12 protein-coding genes are annotated in these 15643 nt (G+C 56.0%); 11 read left to right on the forward strand and 1 reads right to left on the reverse strand.

What is annotated here, in order from left to right; all coding sequences use genetic code 11:
* The first annotated feature begins 23 nt into the window (after nt 1-23).
* On the forward strand, nt 24-950 hold the full coding sequence (locus tag WC598_RS04825) for an EamA family transporter (RefSeq protein ID WP_372960336.1): 927 nt from the start codon (nt 24-26) through the stop codon (nt 948-950).
* A gap of 78 nt (nt 951-1028) precedes the next feature.
* On the opposite strand, the gene WC598_RS04830 is transcribed toward WC598_RS04825, so the two are convergent.
* The gene (locus tag WC598_RS04830; RefSeq protein ID WP_372960337.1) at nt 1029-1802 is read right to left on the reverse strand and encodes a winged helix-turn-helix transcriptional regulator; all 774 of its coding nucleotides are present in this window, start codon (nt 1800-1802) and stop codon (nt 1029-1031) included.
* A 303-nt stretch (nt 1803-2105) separates the two neighbouring features.
* Here WC598_RS04830 and WC598_RS04835 point away from each other — a divergent pair, with 303 nt between their 5' ends.
* From WC598_RS04835 to WC598_RS04880, 10 genes are all read left to right on the forward strand, one after another.
* Nucleotides 2106-3494: a hypothetical protein gene (locus WC598_RS04835; RefSeq protein WP_372960338.1), complete on the forward strand. Its 1389-nt coding sequence runs from the start codon at nt 2106-2108 to the stop codon at nt 3492-3494.
* Nucleotides 3495-3615: 121 nt separating this feature from the next.
* On the forward strand, nt 3616-4434 hold the full coding sequence (locus WC598_RS04840; protein ID WP_372960339.1) for a hypothetical protein: 819 nt from the start codon (nt 3616-3618) through the stop codon (nt 4432-4434).
* Nucleotides 4435-6489, forward strand: a complete 2055-nt coding sequence (locus tag WC598_RS04845) for an outer membrane lipoprotein carrier protein LolA (RefSeq protein WP_372960340.1) — start codon at nt 4435-4437, stop codon at nt 6487-6489.
* Nucleotides 6486-8345 (forward strand): hypothetical protein, encoded by a 1860-nt coding sequence (locus tag WC598_RS04850; RefSeq protein ID WP_372960341.1) that lies wholly within the window; start codon nt 6486-6488, stop codon nt 8343-8345. The genes WC598_RS04845 and WC598_RS04850 overlap by 4 nt, the downstream gene beginning before the upstream one ends.
* 93 nt (nt 8346-8438) lie before the next feature.
* Nucleotides 8439-8666 (forward strand): hypothetical protein, encoded by a 228-nt coding sequence (locus tag WC598_RS04855; RefSeq protein WP_372960342.1) that lies wholly within the window; start codon nt 8439-8441, stop codon nt 8664-8666.
* Entirely contained in the window at nt 8663-9427 is a 765-nt protein-coding gene (locus tag WC598_RS04860; protein ID WP_372960343.1) for a hypothetical protein, read from the forward strand. Before WC598_RS04855 ends, WC598_RS04860 begins: the two co-directional genes overlap by 4 nt.
* Before the next feature lie 49 nt (nt 9428-9476).
* Entirely contained in the window at nt 9477-10583 is a 1107-nt protein-coding gene (locus WC598_RS04865; RefSeq protein ID WP_372960344.1) for a hypothetical protein, read from the forward strand.
* A complete protein-coding gene (locus tag WC598_RS04870) occupies nt 10580-13012 on the forward strand; it encodes a hypothetical protein (RefSeq protein WP_372960345.1) in 2433 nt (810 codons plus the stop codon). Before WC598_RS04865 ends, WC598_RS04870 begins: the two co-directional genes overlap by 4 nt.
* Nucleotides 13013-13038: 26 nt before the next feature.
* The gene (locus WC598_RS04875; RefSeq protein WP_372960346.1) at nt 13039-14883 is read left to right on the forward strand and encodes a WD40 repeat domain-containing protein; all 1845 of its coding nucleotides are present in this window, start codon (nt 13039-13041) and stop codon (nt 14881-14883) included.
* A gap of 205 nt (nt 14884-15088) precedes the next feature.
* Nucleotides 15089-15571, forward strand: a complete 483-nt coding sequence (locus WC598_RS04880; protein WP_372960347.1) for a hypothetical protein — start codon at nt 15089-15091, stop codon at nt 15569-15571.
* Nucleotides 15572-15643 lie beyond the last annotated feature (72 nt).

The following is a 15643-nucleotide window of genomic DNA, read 5'->3' on the forward strand; positions in this document are numbered from 1 at the left end:
CCCGCCAAAGGTGATCTTCAGCTATGTACTGGGCACTTCTTGCGGGAATCGGTGCGTGCACGAACGCAGGTTACTATATTGTCAACAAGAAGTTTCTCCGGACCATCGATCCCGACATCCTTGCCGCATCGGGATTCCTCTGTTCCGCCGCACTCCTTCTTGGCATATCGGTAGGAAACGGAATCCCGCCCCTTGGCCCGCTCTTTTTTCCTGCGGTCTGCATTACCGCGGCTATCAATATTCTTGCAACCCTCCTCACCTTCCGCGCCCTTTCCTCAACCGACATCTCGCTTGCCATCCCGATGATCTCGTTCACCCCGATCTTCCTTGTCGGGACCGCGGCACTCATCCTCCACGAGGCCCCGTCCGCGCTGGGGATCGCGGGTATCGTGACAATCGTTGCCGGATCCTATGTCCTGAATACCGCCGCAGAACATACCCGCATCACCGACCCGTTCCGCGCCATGATCGGACACCCCGGTGTCCTTGCCATGCTCGTGGTCGCCTTCCTCTATGCCGTGGCCATCAACTTCGACAAGATGGGGGTGCAGAACTCGGACCCGGTCTTCGGGGCCGGCATCACCATGCTCCTGATCGGTCTCGCGTTTGTCCCGATCGCGCTCTACCGTCGGGCCAGAAACCGGCAGAAGATCTCACAGGTAACAGCGGGTAACCCTGCGGCCCGGTCGGTCCTGCTGGTCCCGTTCCGCCTGAAGGAGGCAGCCCTGGCCGGCATCCTCATCGCGATCCTGATCACCCTTGAAGCCATCACCATCAATACGGCTTACACGGAGCAGATAGCTCCCTATGTCATTACCATAAAACGGATGAGCATCATCCTTATTGTTCTGTACGGTACCCTCGTCTTCCATGAAACGGGTCTGGTCCGACGGCTTTCCGGGGCCGGCATCATGGTTCTTGGCGTGATCCTTATCCTGCTCTTTCCCTGAGCCGGAGCGTACCGGGTCTCATGCCGTTGCCGTGACCTGGGGGGGATCCCGACTGTTGACAGAAGCCCTGCCCCCGGACTACTGTTCATCCGCAGGACATTTTAAGTATTTTTCAAGCAGGCCGTACACCTCAGAGCGGATCTCGTACCGGGCGTTCTTTCCCGCTTTTGTAACAACAATGAGCCCGTCATCGGATAACCGTCCCGTGTACCACGAGACGCTTGCCCCGGAGATCTTCAGGTGGTCCATGAGATCTCTCCGTGTCATTGCGGGATTTTCCATCAGGCACTGGAATATTGTTCGCTCCTTTGTATTCCGAAGGCTCATGAGCACTTTCTGCTCCAGTACACCAAACCTCCCGGAATTCTCGAAATAGCGCCGGTCCCCGCCGGTTTCCAGCACAGCAATCTTTCCGGCCAGGTTCAGAATCGCGAGGTGGTACCGGACCGGTGTCGGTTTCATTGCCGTGATCCGGACCAGTTCGTTGAAAAAGACCCCCGGGTTTTTTACAACCGTCCCGTATATGAGCGCCCGTGCCGGTGAATCCAGGACCGTTGCAGCGGCAATCTTCCGGTAGCCCAGGTACGTGAACAGTTTTAAGAAGAAGAAGAGTTCCACCGGGCAGACCAGCAGCGGACAGGCCGAGAGGAGCAGGGAGATGAAGATTATCCGGGGTGGCAGTTCCCAGAACGAGACCTGGACGGTCTCAAGCGGGGTTGCATTCCGGATATCCTCATCCGTTGCGGGCGTGACCACGTAGCCGCTGTCGAAAAGGCCGGACCAGGGCGAACAGATCATCACCGCAAAAAGAAAGACCAAGGTCACGATGAGTGCGAGATGATCGTCATCCATATCCTGCGTAGGCGGGATGATTCGATAACTTTTATGATATTGATCTGATAATGCCGCGGGCAGGCAGGTTTGGGCGCCCGGACCTGGAGCCACGTGCAAACGCAACCTCCCTTTTGCGATAATACCGTCTGACGGTGGAGGGCATTTTCCGTCTTGCCATGCGCTCCCCCCTCATAACGTTCGCTGTTCTTTCACGCCATCATGACGGGACACGCCGTTTGGGTCCCGGACGTGTAGACGAATGAACTAGAAATGATTTATAAAAGGGGTTGAATACGCTACTTCATCAAAGGAAGGAAATCGATGATCCAATATCAAAAAGGTATTATTTTAATCGCGGTCGTGCTCGCATTTCTCGCCCCGGCGGTTTCCGCCGCTGATGAGATCTCGTCCTCTGTCCCCCTGGGCAGTGCAGAGACCGTTGTCCGGGCTGAAAGCCCGGTGCCCGTTCCGGCCCCGGCCTCTGCGGTGGCAACTGCGAGCGAGCCCGCCGGCAATTACACGAAACTGGAAATCCAGCCAACGTACATGAACTTCGTTGTCGAACCGGGCGAGACAAAGGAGATGACGGTGACCCTCAGGAACCGGGACACAAAAAGCGTTCAGGTCCGGCCAACGGTCCGCATGCAGCCGTACAGCGGACCGTTTGTTGCCGAGAACTCCTGGACGTCGGTAACCCCGCAGAGCGCGGATATCCCGGCCGGGGAGAGCGCAAAATTTACAGTCCGTGTCAGCGTGCCGGCCGGAACCCTCCGGGGAATGTACTCCTCCCAGCTCACGTTCACGGATGAAGCCTATCCAACGCCCTATCCTCAGCCGTTCCCGAACTACCTCCACACGCTCTCGCTCATGATCAATGTTGCGTCAACGCCCGTAATCCAGATCTCAACGCCATATATCTCCGACCAACTGGAAGCCGGGAGCGAGTATTCGTACTCGATCGATGTGAAGAACAAGGGGACTACCCCGCTTGCCCTGAACGCGAAAGTCGGCGAAGACGGGTACCCGATGTACGGACCCTACGGGCCGCAGGAACCTCCGCTGACCGCTAAATCCTTTGCCATCAGTGCGCCCGCAACCATCCCGCCCGGCAGGAACGGTACGGTTACCGTCAGGGTGAATGTACCGCAGAACGCGAGCGGGTATTACAACGGGAACATTGATCTCGGTATCGATGACCCGTCTATCCGGTTGGAAGAGAACCGGATCCAGCTCAATTTCCTTGTCTGGAAGCAGCCGGAAGGCGGATTTTCAAAGAAGTTTTCTGTAACCGGGACAGAACCAATTGGAATAGAACTCACGTCCGCAATGCCCATGATGAGCCCGGTGACCGGTGACGGGGTGTCCCGGAACATTCCCCGCCGGGAACCCTCGTTTGACGCATCCTTAACCGGGCCTGACGGGAAAGCAAATCTCGTTCTCGTGGAGAAGGTGATCAAGGGCTCGGTAAACCTGGGAACCGACCCGTACCTGGGGAATGGCAACCAGCCGGGAAAGTACCAGGAGAGCGGGAGCCAGTACATCTTCACCTACTCGGCACAGGGAAGACCGGGCCAGTGGACGCTTGCGGTGATGCCGAGGAACACGCAGTCCTTTGAGTACAGGATCTCGCTCGGCGGGGGAGAACCTGCCCCGGCAACCCAGCTCTTCAGCGTGCCCGCCATGTATGCGCCGAACCCGTCCGGGAAATGATCTCCCCGGTTCCGGGTTGTCCGCAAGCCTGAACTGCCGGAACTATCCCCGTCCCGGTGCCTGGCAGCGGGCATGAGAGAAAACGAGAGAGAAATCCAAAAACCAGTCTGAATTACACCCCATGAAAGCACGCGAATGGATTGAAGTGGGAGCGGGCCTCAGTATCGCCGTCTTACTTGCTGGGTTCATGATCCTTGGCGCCGGCATGATGGGGATCCCCGGACATGTCTCTTCCCAGTCTCCGGAACCGGCAGCGGATCCTCTTCAGACATACAACAATTCCGTTACCCTGGCAGTCCCCCTGCCGGCATCGCCGCTGGTTGTCCCCTCTTACCGAGTCTCTGACGTAAAGAAACTCACGTTCAGATCCCCAAAAACCCAGGATAAGAAGGCGTCAATCCCTTCCGGGCGAGATGCTCCTGCCCTTGCAGCCCGGGGCCTTGCACCGTACGGGGGACTCCCTGCGGATGCCGGGCTGGAACGGTCACAGCAGGTCTTCTGGAAGAACTACAACGCTACCACCGGCAGGGCGGAGGAAACGTTCCCGCAGTATACCCGCGTCCTCTTCCGCAAGCAGGTGAACGGTTCGCCGGTGATGGGCACGCTCATCGAAGTCCGGCTCGGGGAGGATGGCGAGATTTTGGATCTGGTAAAAGAGTGGTGCACGCTCGAACCCTCCGGCGAGATCGCGGTCATCCCGGCAGAAGAGGCGCTGGAGAAACTCAACCGGCAGGATCTCCTGGAAAAGCTTCAGTGCTGCGTCCTCGACAGCACCATAACCCGGGTGGAGTTTGGCTACTTTGTGGACCTGCACACTCCCGATGCCCCGGTGCAATCGCTCTCCCCTTATACCTGCACGCCCGTCTGGATCTTTTACGGGGTGAAGCCCGGGACGGACGAGGATCCGTTCCCGCTCATCGTCAATGCAACGAGGGGATGAATGGTGAGAGCCGGTCATTCATGGGTTTTTGTAATCCTGCTCATCCTCATTGCGGTATCCATAAGTGCCTGCTGCATGAACCGCCCGGACACCCGCATCACGCCCGTGGATATGGGAAGCACATTCCTCGATCATGCCAGCGGGATCCGGGACTACCGCTCGGAATATATCTCAACTACTGACGGGACCGTGCAGTTTGACTGGAAATCGCCCGGGCTGTACCGGATGGAATACACGGGATCCCCCTCGGTTTCGCCCGGTATCCAGACCCGGAACCAGACAACTGCCGTATGGTACGACTCCCGGTCCAGAACCGTCCGGGTAGAACCCGACAACCGGAATATTCGCGAGCATGATTACCAGGCAATGGTCCGGCAGATCGTGGGGGACGGGAAGTATACGATCAAAGGGACGGATACACAGGACGGCCACACGGTCTACGAGATCGAGGTTCGGACGGAGCCCTGGTCAATGAACTATACGACCTATGTCAGCTCAAAAGTCCAGGCCTGGATCGATCCCGAAACCGGCCTTGCATGGGAGATCATCACCTATTACCCGGCCGATACCGTGAACAACCGGATCCGGTATTCCCGGATTGAGACAAACACCGGCATTTCTGATGATTACTTTATGCTCATCCATCCGGAAGGATCGGCTGTCGCGTGCGGGTACAGCTCCGGACCCGCCGATGCGGAAAATTTCAATCCCAACAACCTTCCCCCGGCGCTTGAACCGGGGTGCCTGGACTGCACGGATGCGCTGCTGACCCGGCCGGTCGGGGGGTTCAACGGCGACCGGCTCCGGGTATCCCTTATCGACTACCAGGCCGGAGGCCGGACCCTCAGAACGGATCCCAGCCGTTCAGTCAATTATACGTTCTATGCCCGGGCAATGCAGCCGGGGAACGTCCGGTACACGGTCTCCCGGGTTGCAGGTCTCTACAGAACAGAGCCCGAACCCATGCCAGAAAATATCACGGTCCTGGTTGAACCCGGCGAATTCCTTGCAGAGCCGGGCCATACCTACCTCTCAACGGTCACCGCCCATGTGAAACCGGGAACTGTTCTTAAGGAAAATTTCTGGATCCATATCCATGCCGACGTAGAAGGTGTACCGGATGCTATCACGGATGACTGGGTCCGGCTTGCCCTGGATGACGGGTCGCTGATGAGCGGCATGGGTCTCTATCACTTTTACCAGGGTGGCGGCGGGTACTGTCAGAAGGTGCTCGTTATCCGGCCGGGAGAGGAGGGCCATCTCCCGTTTGCCATCCGGAACAGCGAACTCGATACGGGAAACGTGACGCTGGGACTTGTCACGAGCCCGTGCATTGTTGATCACGGGCCCCTCCGGCCGGATGAACGACCCGTATGGCCTGAGGGAATCCATGCTGCGATCACGCCGGATCAGTTCACCGGCCGGAGTTTTGCCAGTTACCTTCCCGATATGGCGTTCACCGTTGATCCCGCGGTCCCGCCCGGGGATTACTGTTTTAGCGCCGTTCTCCGGACGCCAACGGGGGGAAGCGACTATGTCCCGTTCACGCTGCGGGTGGTACCGGCAGATTCCCCCCCGGTCACGACTATGCCGGCGCCCAACAAGACCGTTACTCCTCCCGTTTCCGCGGGACCGGTCCCAGATCCCAGCCGCGTCATTCCGACAACGGCACCCGGCAAAAATTTGACCGTGCCGACCCCGTTCAATTTTGCACCGGACGAGATCAGCAACCCGGATCTGATCGCCCGTATTGCCCTTACGGACTCTTCCGCACGGAGAATGGTTGAAGCCGGTGGCGAGGTTGCCGGCGTCCGCATGGCAGTGAAAAGAAGCGCCAGGGCCAATGCAGATGACGGTGGCGTGTTCCCGGCCCTGCTGATCCGGTACAACGGGCTTGAAGCAGAGTTCATGGTAGATACGATCCAGAAAAAAACCATTGGCAGGACTATTCAGGTGCCGAGTGGTACGATGATCCTGGAAAAAGGAAACAAAACCTCAATTGAGTATTACGGGAGCGTCCTGTTCACGTTTGATCCCATGGAGGGAAGTTCATGAAAACCCGGAATACCATCCTGTTGTTATCGCTACTGCTCTGTGCATTCCTCCTCATCCCGGGATGCACCGATACCGGCGCAGCCTCCGGAAATAGCAGCTCCTCCGGCCACCTTCCTGCCGGGCATCTGCCGGATCCCTCCGGAATCCCTCCTCCCGCCTATGTTCCGCATCCCCATACGGTATCGGTCAGCACCGCTTACAATGAAACCCTTGCAACGTTCTGGGGTTTTACCATCGGAGGTCCCTATGACACGGATCCCAACTGGACCTCCGCGTACCTTGACCCGGAACCGGTTATCCTCGCGGATGTCAACGGCAGCCCGATGTATTATGAATTTTACCTGCGGAACGGCGACTCAGTTACGGGCTGTTTCTGGACCGCGGCAAACCGGATCCTGGGGCATAATGTCTTCCGGATCTACCCTTCGCCTCCTCCGTATAACCATTCGGCAATTGCACGGGAGGCGGAATCAGTGGTCCGGGCCCGGTACCCGGATTACCCTGTTCTGTCAAATACGCCGGCGCTCTATGGTGGCAATTCCTACCTGTGCTCCGTTGTCATGATCCGGAACAGGAGTTCGGGCACAACCGAGACGATCGTTGTGGATGCCTTCACCCATGAGATCGTTCCCGATCATCCCTCGGAAGGGTACAAAGGCCATGGCTATGCCCGGTCGTATCTCGATACCATCCCTGAAGATACATGGCCGGCTCTGGTTGCACAGTGGGAGTTGCAGGATGCAAACGCCACTCCTGTTGTCAATTACATACTGGCGCAGGGGATCGATCCCCGCCTTCCCCTGTCAGAAAAAAATGTGAGCATTATCCGTGCCTTTTATGGCCTCCCGCCAAAGGAATCCCCGCCCAATATTCCCGGTCCCGGGGAGCATTCCCTGACAGAGGCGATTACCGATGACGATATCGCCCTCACCCGTGTTCCGGTTGAGACTGCCCGGACCTCCGCACAGGTCTGTCTCTGGCGGACCCAGCTGGACCGGCCCGAACTCTCCAGCTGGCCGTCATGGAGGAACGCGAGCCTGAACATGACCTCGTACACCGTGATCGAAGATATCGCCGGAAGGCCGGTCCAGTACCTCTTTCCCGTTGAACGGGAGGGTCACGGGGCAGGGAGCATTGTCGTCGGGGCAAACAGGGCGCTTGGAGCAAACATAGGGGGAGCCGGGAGGAGCGATTACGATATTCCAAATGCCTCCCGGGCCGCAAGAGAGGTTCTCGACCGGGATTACCCGGGCTACCGGATTCTCTATGATCGCCCGGTCTCTGCTATCGGAGCACACCCCGGCCTGTGGGATTTTGTCCTTGCGGAAGGGAGTCGCAATCCCCGTCTGGTCCGGGTAGCGGTCAATACCCAGAGCTTTGAGGTTCTGGTTGAGAATGAATCCTTATCAAAAGACCCGGAGCGGTTCCTGTCGGCGTTTTCCCGCATAACACGGCAGGATGCTCTCGACGCAGGGGACCTGTGGGAGAAGGAGGATGCAAAAGACCGGGAATTTTTTGCATTTGCACAGTCACAGGGAATCTCCGGGGGCCGGCCACTGACGGATAAGGAGATCATAGCGCTTGGCACCTATCTCTTCAAATCGGATCTGCAACACCGGCGGCAGGGAGAACTGTACAACCCCCTTTCGGAACCGGCAATCCGCCCCACCCTCGATGCACAGACCCGAGCCTGGCATGCGCAGTCAGACTGGTACAGTTCCATGCTTGTCGATGCCTCGCTGGACAAAAAGGAGATTGAGCAGATCGTGCGGGACCATTCCCTGCCAGGCAACTACAACCTCGATGTGCAGTCAGCTGATTCGGCAGGACGGGATTATTACCTTGATGTCCCGTAACCGGATTACAACAGCACGTTTGCTCTTCTCCGTAAAGACGGCAGTGTCTGGACGGTCGAACCGGTCACCCCGATGTGGGAGTATGTGCAGGGTATGAAAAAGAAGAATGGCTCGATCCTGATCCCTGTTTCCGTCAGTTATCCACGTGAGGCAAATGCCAGGCGGCTCATATCTGCGGGGGTGCCCATGAGACCCATGCGGGCGGTCACGATCCTGTACGATTCTGCGAATATGCCGCCAAAATCCGACCGGGAAAAAGTTCTTTCTGAACTCAGCACGGATAACCGGGTGCTGTTTGCGCTCAAGGAGTATGCCGGATGACAGAGAGGAAGGCAACCCTGGTGTTCTCTGTAGCAGTACCATTACTCCTCGTCGGATTCCTGGTAATCCCGCTGGTGATTTATGGATCCGGGACCACGTCTTTAGACATTCCTGATCTCCCGGGCCAACCTGCCCATGACGGACATGCAGCAAATGTCACCCGGTGGATGCAGGAGCACTCCGGGCAGGAAGTCTCAGCCGGAGAATACCTGGATATGACTAACCCCGGTTACCTTGCCTCGCGGCCGCAGGAAGCCAGAGAAGCATATTACCGGATGAAGACCCGGGTACCGAATCTCAGCAGCCCGGATCCGGGTGAATATGACCGGTCTTACGGAGATATGCAGTATGGCCAGCGCAGCGTTGCCATCGCCATAGCAGGTTTCCGGGATGTGCCGGAAGATCCCCAAGTGGCATTCCTGAAGAATTACACCGGGCAGTGCATCATGAACGAATCCATGGTCGCCGTGTCGAACCGTCTTGCGGACCGGAATGTTTCTGCCGGGACCTATCTCGAAATGGTCTGCCCTGACTTTTTCTCGGGCCTGACCGAATCCCAGAAATCGGTACTGGACAACCAGTCCCTCACGGTTTCCAAAATCCCCGACCCGCAGGACCTTTCCGCATTTGTTCCGCCACGATCGGTATCGGTCATGAAGATGACACCGCTTCCGGGATGGGTGACCGTAGTGATCTATGGCATTGCCGGGCTTGTCATCCTCTCAGTTGGTTATGTGGGGGTAAGGAGATACTGGAAATGATCAGAAATGCAGGACCCCCCGTAAAAAAAATTCCTTTCAAGGTGATGTAATGTATTCCCCCTTGTTTGACCCGATGATTATCATTGCATTCCTCGCTATTACCGGAATGATGGGAGTCATGGCACTCCCGGTTGCAGCCCTGGCTTCGTTATTCTCCTACCTTATCGGAAGGATCCCGCAGAGATGGCTGCAGGCAATTCTTCCGGTGGCGATAGCGCTCGTTTTCATTGCAGGAGAACGCCCGTTCCAGTCATTCATGTATACCTCGCTGAGCGCAAACGACGCTCTCCTGCTGGGCTCGTTCGTCACCATCATCCATGTTATCCCCCAGGCATGCATCCTCGCGATGGGTGCGATAACGCCGTTCCCGCTCATCCGCGAACATCTCACCCTGAAACGGGAATGGCATGCAATCTTTGCTGCTGCCATGATCGCAGTCACTGGTATCTACCTGCAAAATATGTTCATAGCCTTTGGGCCGCGTATGGGAACATACCTGGATATATCCCGAATTCCCTATATCGAGTTCTTCACCGGGCTCAGCCAGTTCGTCGAGGCAATGGTGATCGCTGCTGCGGTGTTCGGTGCCATCCTGTTCCTGCAGCATGTCCAGAGCCTTGTTGCCAGCCATCCCTGTAAACAGTCGATCCTTCTCGCCGTCGTAACATCCCTGTTCGTACTCCTGCCGGCTGCAGCTATCGGCGGGCTTGCCGTCTTTTTCATGACGATACTGAAGAGAATCCCCGGAAGAATGATTCCCATGGGAATATCCGCGGCCGCTCTGGTCGTGCTCTCCCTTATCGGTTCGATACTTATGGGAATCCCCGGTCTGGAGAGGGTCCTGTATTTCTCCCTATTCACGATGGCGATCATGGCCTTTGCCGTCCTGGTGCCGTTCCTGTATTTCGCCCCGGGTATCGGGAAAACCTGGCAACCCGTCATTCTTCTTGCAGGTGCTGTTGCCGCCGATCTCATCCTGTCACTGATTGCAGTCTCATTCGAACTGGGCGAACGCCTTACAGCAGACTCGGTGACAATACTGACCTTTGCCGAAGGAGGTATGATCATTGCCGCAGGTGCATTTGCCGTGAGGCAGTTCCTAGTCACGCGCGATAATTCACCCTCATCGCCGGCTATGGCAGGTGAAGCACCATGAGCAGCTCCCCGGGGTTCCCAAACCCGCGATTCATCGTAGTCATGATCCTGCTTTTCCTCTGTACCGGACCGGTCCTCGCGGCGGAAGAACCTTGGATCAATTATCGCGACATGGTGAAAACGGCGGATGATAGGTATGTTCTAGCAGGGACTATCGAGACCCAGGTGGGAAAACAGGCAGACTGGCCTACATACCGGGGAGACATTTGCCTGGAAAAAAGAGATAGTAACGATGTCCTCATCTGGAACCGCTCTTTTGGCGGGGAAAGAAATGACGAAGTCCGGCGCATAACTGGTGTATCCGATGGCGGGTTCCTGGTAATCGGCCAGACTGAATCTTTCGGAAAGGGGGCGTGGGTGATCCGGACCGATGCGGATGGCAGGGAACGATGGAATAAAACCTTCGGAAAGGGTCTCACGGATTCCTTCAATGCTGGCATAGAGATGCGCGACGGGGGATTTGCGCTCGCAGGCTCCTCCGATGCGTTCACCTCACGGGGGCAGGGTGCATGGCTGGTCAGGATCGATTCACAGGGAACCGAACTCTGGAACCGGACATTTGGAGGCGAAGTTTTTGACTCGGCAGAGTCCGTTGCAGAATCTCCCAAAGGTGGACTGGTCATTGCCGGCGTCAGGAATACCAACTCAGGGAAACTTCAGGAAGCCCTCCTTGTCAGGACCGATTCTGCCGGAAATACCCTGTGGGAGAAGACGTACGGTGGGAGCGGGAGTGATGAAGCCCGGTCGGTAGTGGTCACCCGCCAGGATGAGATCGTCTTTACCGGGTCTTCCTTCTCCCCGGGGCTGACCATCGATGACTTCTGGGTCGTGAAGACGGATGCAGAAGGGAACGAGATCTGGAACCGGAAGATTGCCGGCAAAGGGATCGAGCGCGGGATGGTGATCGTCCTCTTGCCCGATAACGGGTTCCTTGTCGGTGAGGCTGCCACAGCGGACATGTGGGAGATCCATCTCGTGAACCTGGATAGTGCCGGTACTGTAATCTGGGATAAGACCTTGGCCGGGATCAATTCGGAAATCCTGTCGGGAAGCTGGCGGTTGTCACGGCTTAGCGACGGATCGCTTGTTCTCTCCGGGGCCGGGGAATCCCGGGGAGTCTGGTCTCTCGAGATGACTGCTGACGGCACTGAGACCGGCCGGCACATGAATGGGATGATAATGGTCAAAGAAACCGTGATGCCCGAAACATCCATGACGACATATCGTGAACCATACCACCCAAGCGGCTGGCTTGTCAGGACCGATGCACGGGGAAAAGAACTCTGGAATACAACTTTTGGGGATAACCGGATGCAGGAGCCGTTCTCTCTCCGGACAAGCGATGGCGGGGGGTATGTGGTGGCAGGATCCACTGTCAATAATGGCATGCATTCCGATGCGGTGCTGACAGTATTCGATGACGCAGGACTAAAAACCGGGCGGGTTGTTCTCGGTTCTGACGGGCTTGCAGAGATCCGCTCCATGCAGCAGCTGCCGGATGGCGGATTTATCCTCGCGGGAAAGCATGATACCACCGGCTGGGAGTCGGCTAAGATATGGCTTGTCCGGACAGATAAAACCGGATCGAAACTGTGGGAGAAAGATGTCCCTGATCTGCTGATCGGAGACGGGGCACATGTCTTACGGACTCCGGATGGGGGGTATGTAGTCTCCGGGAGTTTCCAGTCAAAGGAGCACCGGTCACCGGATGCGATCATTGTTAAAACCGGATCGGACGGGGTGGTAATCTGGAAACAAACGTTCGGAGGTCCAGGCCAGGATAGTATTCCGGCAGTTGCCCTGACGCCTGATGGCGGCTATGTCGCCGTACTGTCCGCCACGGAAGGTGACATGGTTGATACCTACACGAGCACAGCGACCCTCCTGCGGCTCGATACCTATGGAAAAACCGTGTGGTCACGACCGCTTGCCGAGAGTACCCATGTGCAGCCAAGGATGATCCTCGCTACTTCCGATGGCGGGTTCCTTGTAACCGGTTATGCGATCAATGCGGAGTCGCTTGCAGGTCCGTGGATTATGAAGACTGACAATGCCGGCACGATCCTCTGGCACCGGGTCTATGATTTCGGAACCCTTGCCCTGAAAGGATCGGAGCAGGCAGTTGAGATTCCCGGCAGCGGGTATGCCATGATCGGTGACAGGGGCAATGATATCTGGCTGGTCCGCCTGGACTCATCCGGCACTGAACTCTGGAACAGGACCTATGGCGGCTGGTCCGGCGAAAGTGCACGCTCCCTCCTGGCAACAAGCGACGGGGGGTTTGTGATCGCCGGGACTACAACATCCTATCCTGTCACTGATGGCGGCCATTCAGGGCGCATGGTCCCGCTGTTTATTCTGTTCACGGCAATCCTTGCCGGCATGGTGGTAATCGTATTCCTAAAAGAGCTGAAACGGAGACGTGGCTGATCATATCACGATATCGTGTCATTCCGATGCTGTTTGTCTGGACCCTGTTGCTTTCCGGTGTGGTTTCTGCTGTTTTTCCTGCCGACAATGGAAACCCGGCAGTTGCCATACGGGAACCGGGCCAGACCGCGGGCTATTATGTCATCCACTGGCCGGGCAACACTGATTCAGAGGTTTTTTTCGCTAGCGAGTTTATGGGCAGGATTCAGAACAATTCACTCCGTATCCCCATCAATGAATCGTCCCGGCATTACCACCGGTATTCCATTGTATCCGGTAACAGGACCGTGTTTTCGGATACCCTGCCCGAAGCGCCGGTATCGGGAGTGTATGTTGAAGTATTCCCCCGCGTGATCCAGACCCGGTTACCCGGACCCTCGACGAACGATTCGGTCAGGACATACCGTATTTATTGGCCTGATGACGGGGTGAATGTGTACATTGGCGGCGAGTACGGCGGTACTATCACCGGATCCCTCGCCACGATAGAGATTCCTGGAAGGGATATCCCCGGGCATCCGGAGTATCCTGAAACGATCTCGTTCCGGTACCCTGATAATCGTAGGGAACAATCCTTCTCAGTAGATATCATCCCGGAAGTTGGCGGAGTGGCTGAGTACTACCTCTACTGGTCAGCCCCGTTCATGTATCCGGCGGAACCTTCACGGACCGGAATTCATCATACCCTACCCGGTCCGCTCTGGGCCGATCGTTTCGACACCTACAACGTGAATTTCGAGATCGCTTCAAGCGGGAATGCCGGGGTACTCGGGACAGAACAAAATGGCGTAGCGAGGATGTTTTCTCCCGATGGTGCATCTCTCTGGTCCTATTATGATTACGGGAAGTCAACCAGGGTCGCGGTCAATGCCGATGGATCGCTCTGTGTAATCGGAATCCGGCGGGATGCGTATACCCGGGCTGACTCCGCCGGTGAAGTTCTTCTTGCAGACAGGAACGGGACAATTCTCTGGAAAAAAGAGCTGGCTCACGGGATCGACTGTGTATCGATATCGCCGGACGGGGCAGTCATTCTTGTTACCTTCGGGAATACCGCTGAACTCCTTGATCGGACCGGCAGCATGATCGGAAGTTTCCCTGTCAGTAATTATCGGACGGTGTCCGTTTCTGATAATGGGATTGCAGGTTCCGGAACCAATTCGATTCAGTATTTCTCCCGGAACGGAACGCAACTCTGGAGTTATCCGGTCAATTCGTGGATTTCGGATATTTCCCTCTCTTTTGAGGGTATCTCGGGTGCAGCGGTGAGCAACGATCATGTGTATTATTTCACCCGCGATAAAGAGATCACATGGCAGCGCTCGTCAGAATCCCGTATGGCTGCTGTTTCAATATCTGCCGATGGCCGGCATCTTGCCGGTGCATCCCAGTACCGGCTTCACTATTACGATAAGGAAGGCAATCGCCTCTGGTATTATGAATACCCGGGATATGTAAACGATGTTGCACTATCCGGGGATGGACTGGTTGTAGCAGCATCGTTCTCTCCGGATCGTGCTGCACCAAACCAGATCGTATTGTTTGATGCAGAAGGCCGGAAGCTCTGGGGGTATTTTGTCGAAGAAAAAAATATTTTCCTTCACCGGGTTGAAATGTCTTCCGATGGTAACTATATCGGCGCAGATGCTGGAGGAACCCTCTACTTTTTCAACCGTTGGGGCAATGCAACGATTATTCAACCCATGGCAATTCCCGTAACCACCAAAAATTTGCCTGCGGATAATTCTACGAAGGGTGTTTCATCATCATTCCCCTCCCGGCCAGCACCGGTCCCGGCGGTTTTTCCCATTATCGCGACCGGGTGCATCGTCCTGATGGTCGCTAACCAACGGATGGGGAAAAATGAATAATGTTCACTGGAGCGGAATATTATGTACAGTATTGTTACTCAGTTGTTGTGTCCAGATCGCACATGCAACACCCCCGCCTCCTGATGGCAGAGCCTATTATCTTCTGCCCGAACCAGACGGGCCTTATGGCAACCAGTCGGTGGATCTGGGATTTTATATCACCTCCGGGTATTCTGATGAGAGAAAACCCTCCTTCTTTCCCCCGGTGTCGAAATACCGGGCCTTCCGGAGTTTTACCTCTTTAAAAACCGGAAAATCCTTTTTCTCTGAAGTCTGGTATTTTAATGACTGGTCAGGGTTCAAGGAGGATAGGAAGCACCTATTTGCCTTTTTGCAGCAACAGGGAACAATTACTCCGGTAACCCTTGATCTTACCGAGAATCTTGCCCGGACCGGCGATCCCTATGTGGCCGGATTGCATGCCCGGGAAATTTGCGTTACGCAGTACAGCTCAAATGAGACATCCGGTTATTTCCTGGTCTTTTCAACCGACTTTTTCCCGGGAGAGAATTATTATATTGCCTATTATGGGACGGATGGTCAATCTGATCTGGTCGGCAATAACCCTTCTTTAAAGACGCTGATCATGTCCAGTTATCCGGGTTTTGTTGAAAACCGGAAGTATACTTACGATCCCAGTACTTCACTAATTTTTTTAGCTTGGGCTATGGATAACGGTAAGATCTAAATAGTCGGCGGGCGCCGAATATGGTCAAACACCGGCAAATTGCCCGCCGAATAAAGAATGAGATCCGAGCAG

This window comes from Methanoregula sp. (assembly GCF_041645475.1).
Lineage (GTDB): Archaea > Halobacteriota > Methanomicrobia > Methanomicrobiales > Methanospirillaceae > Methanoregula.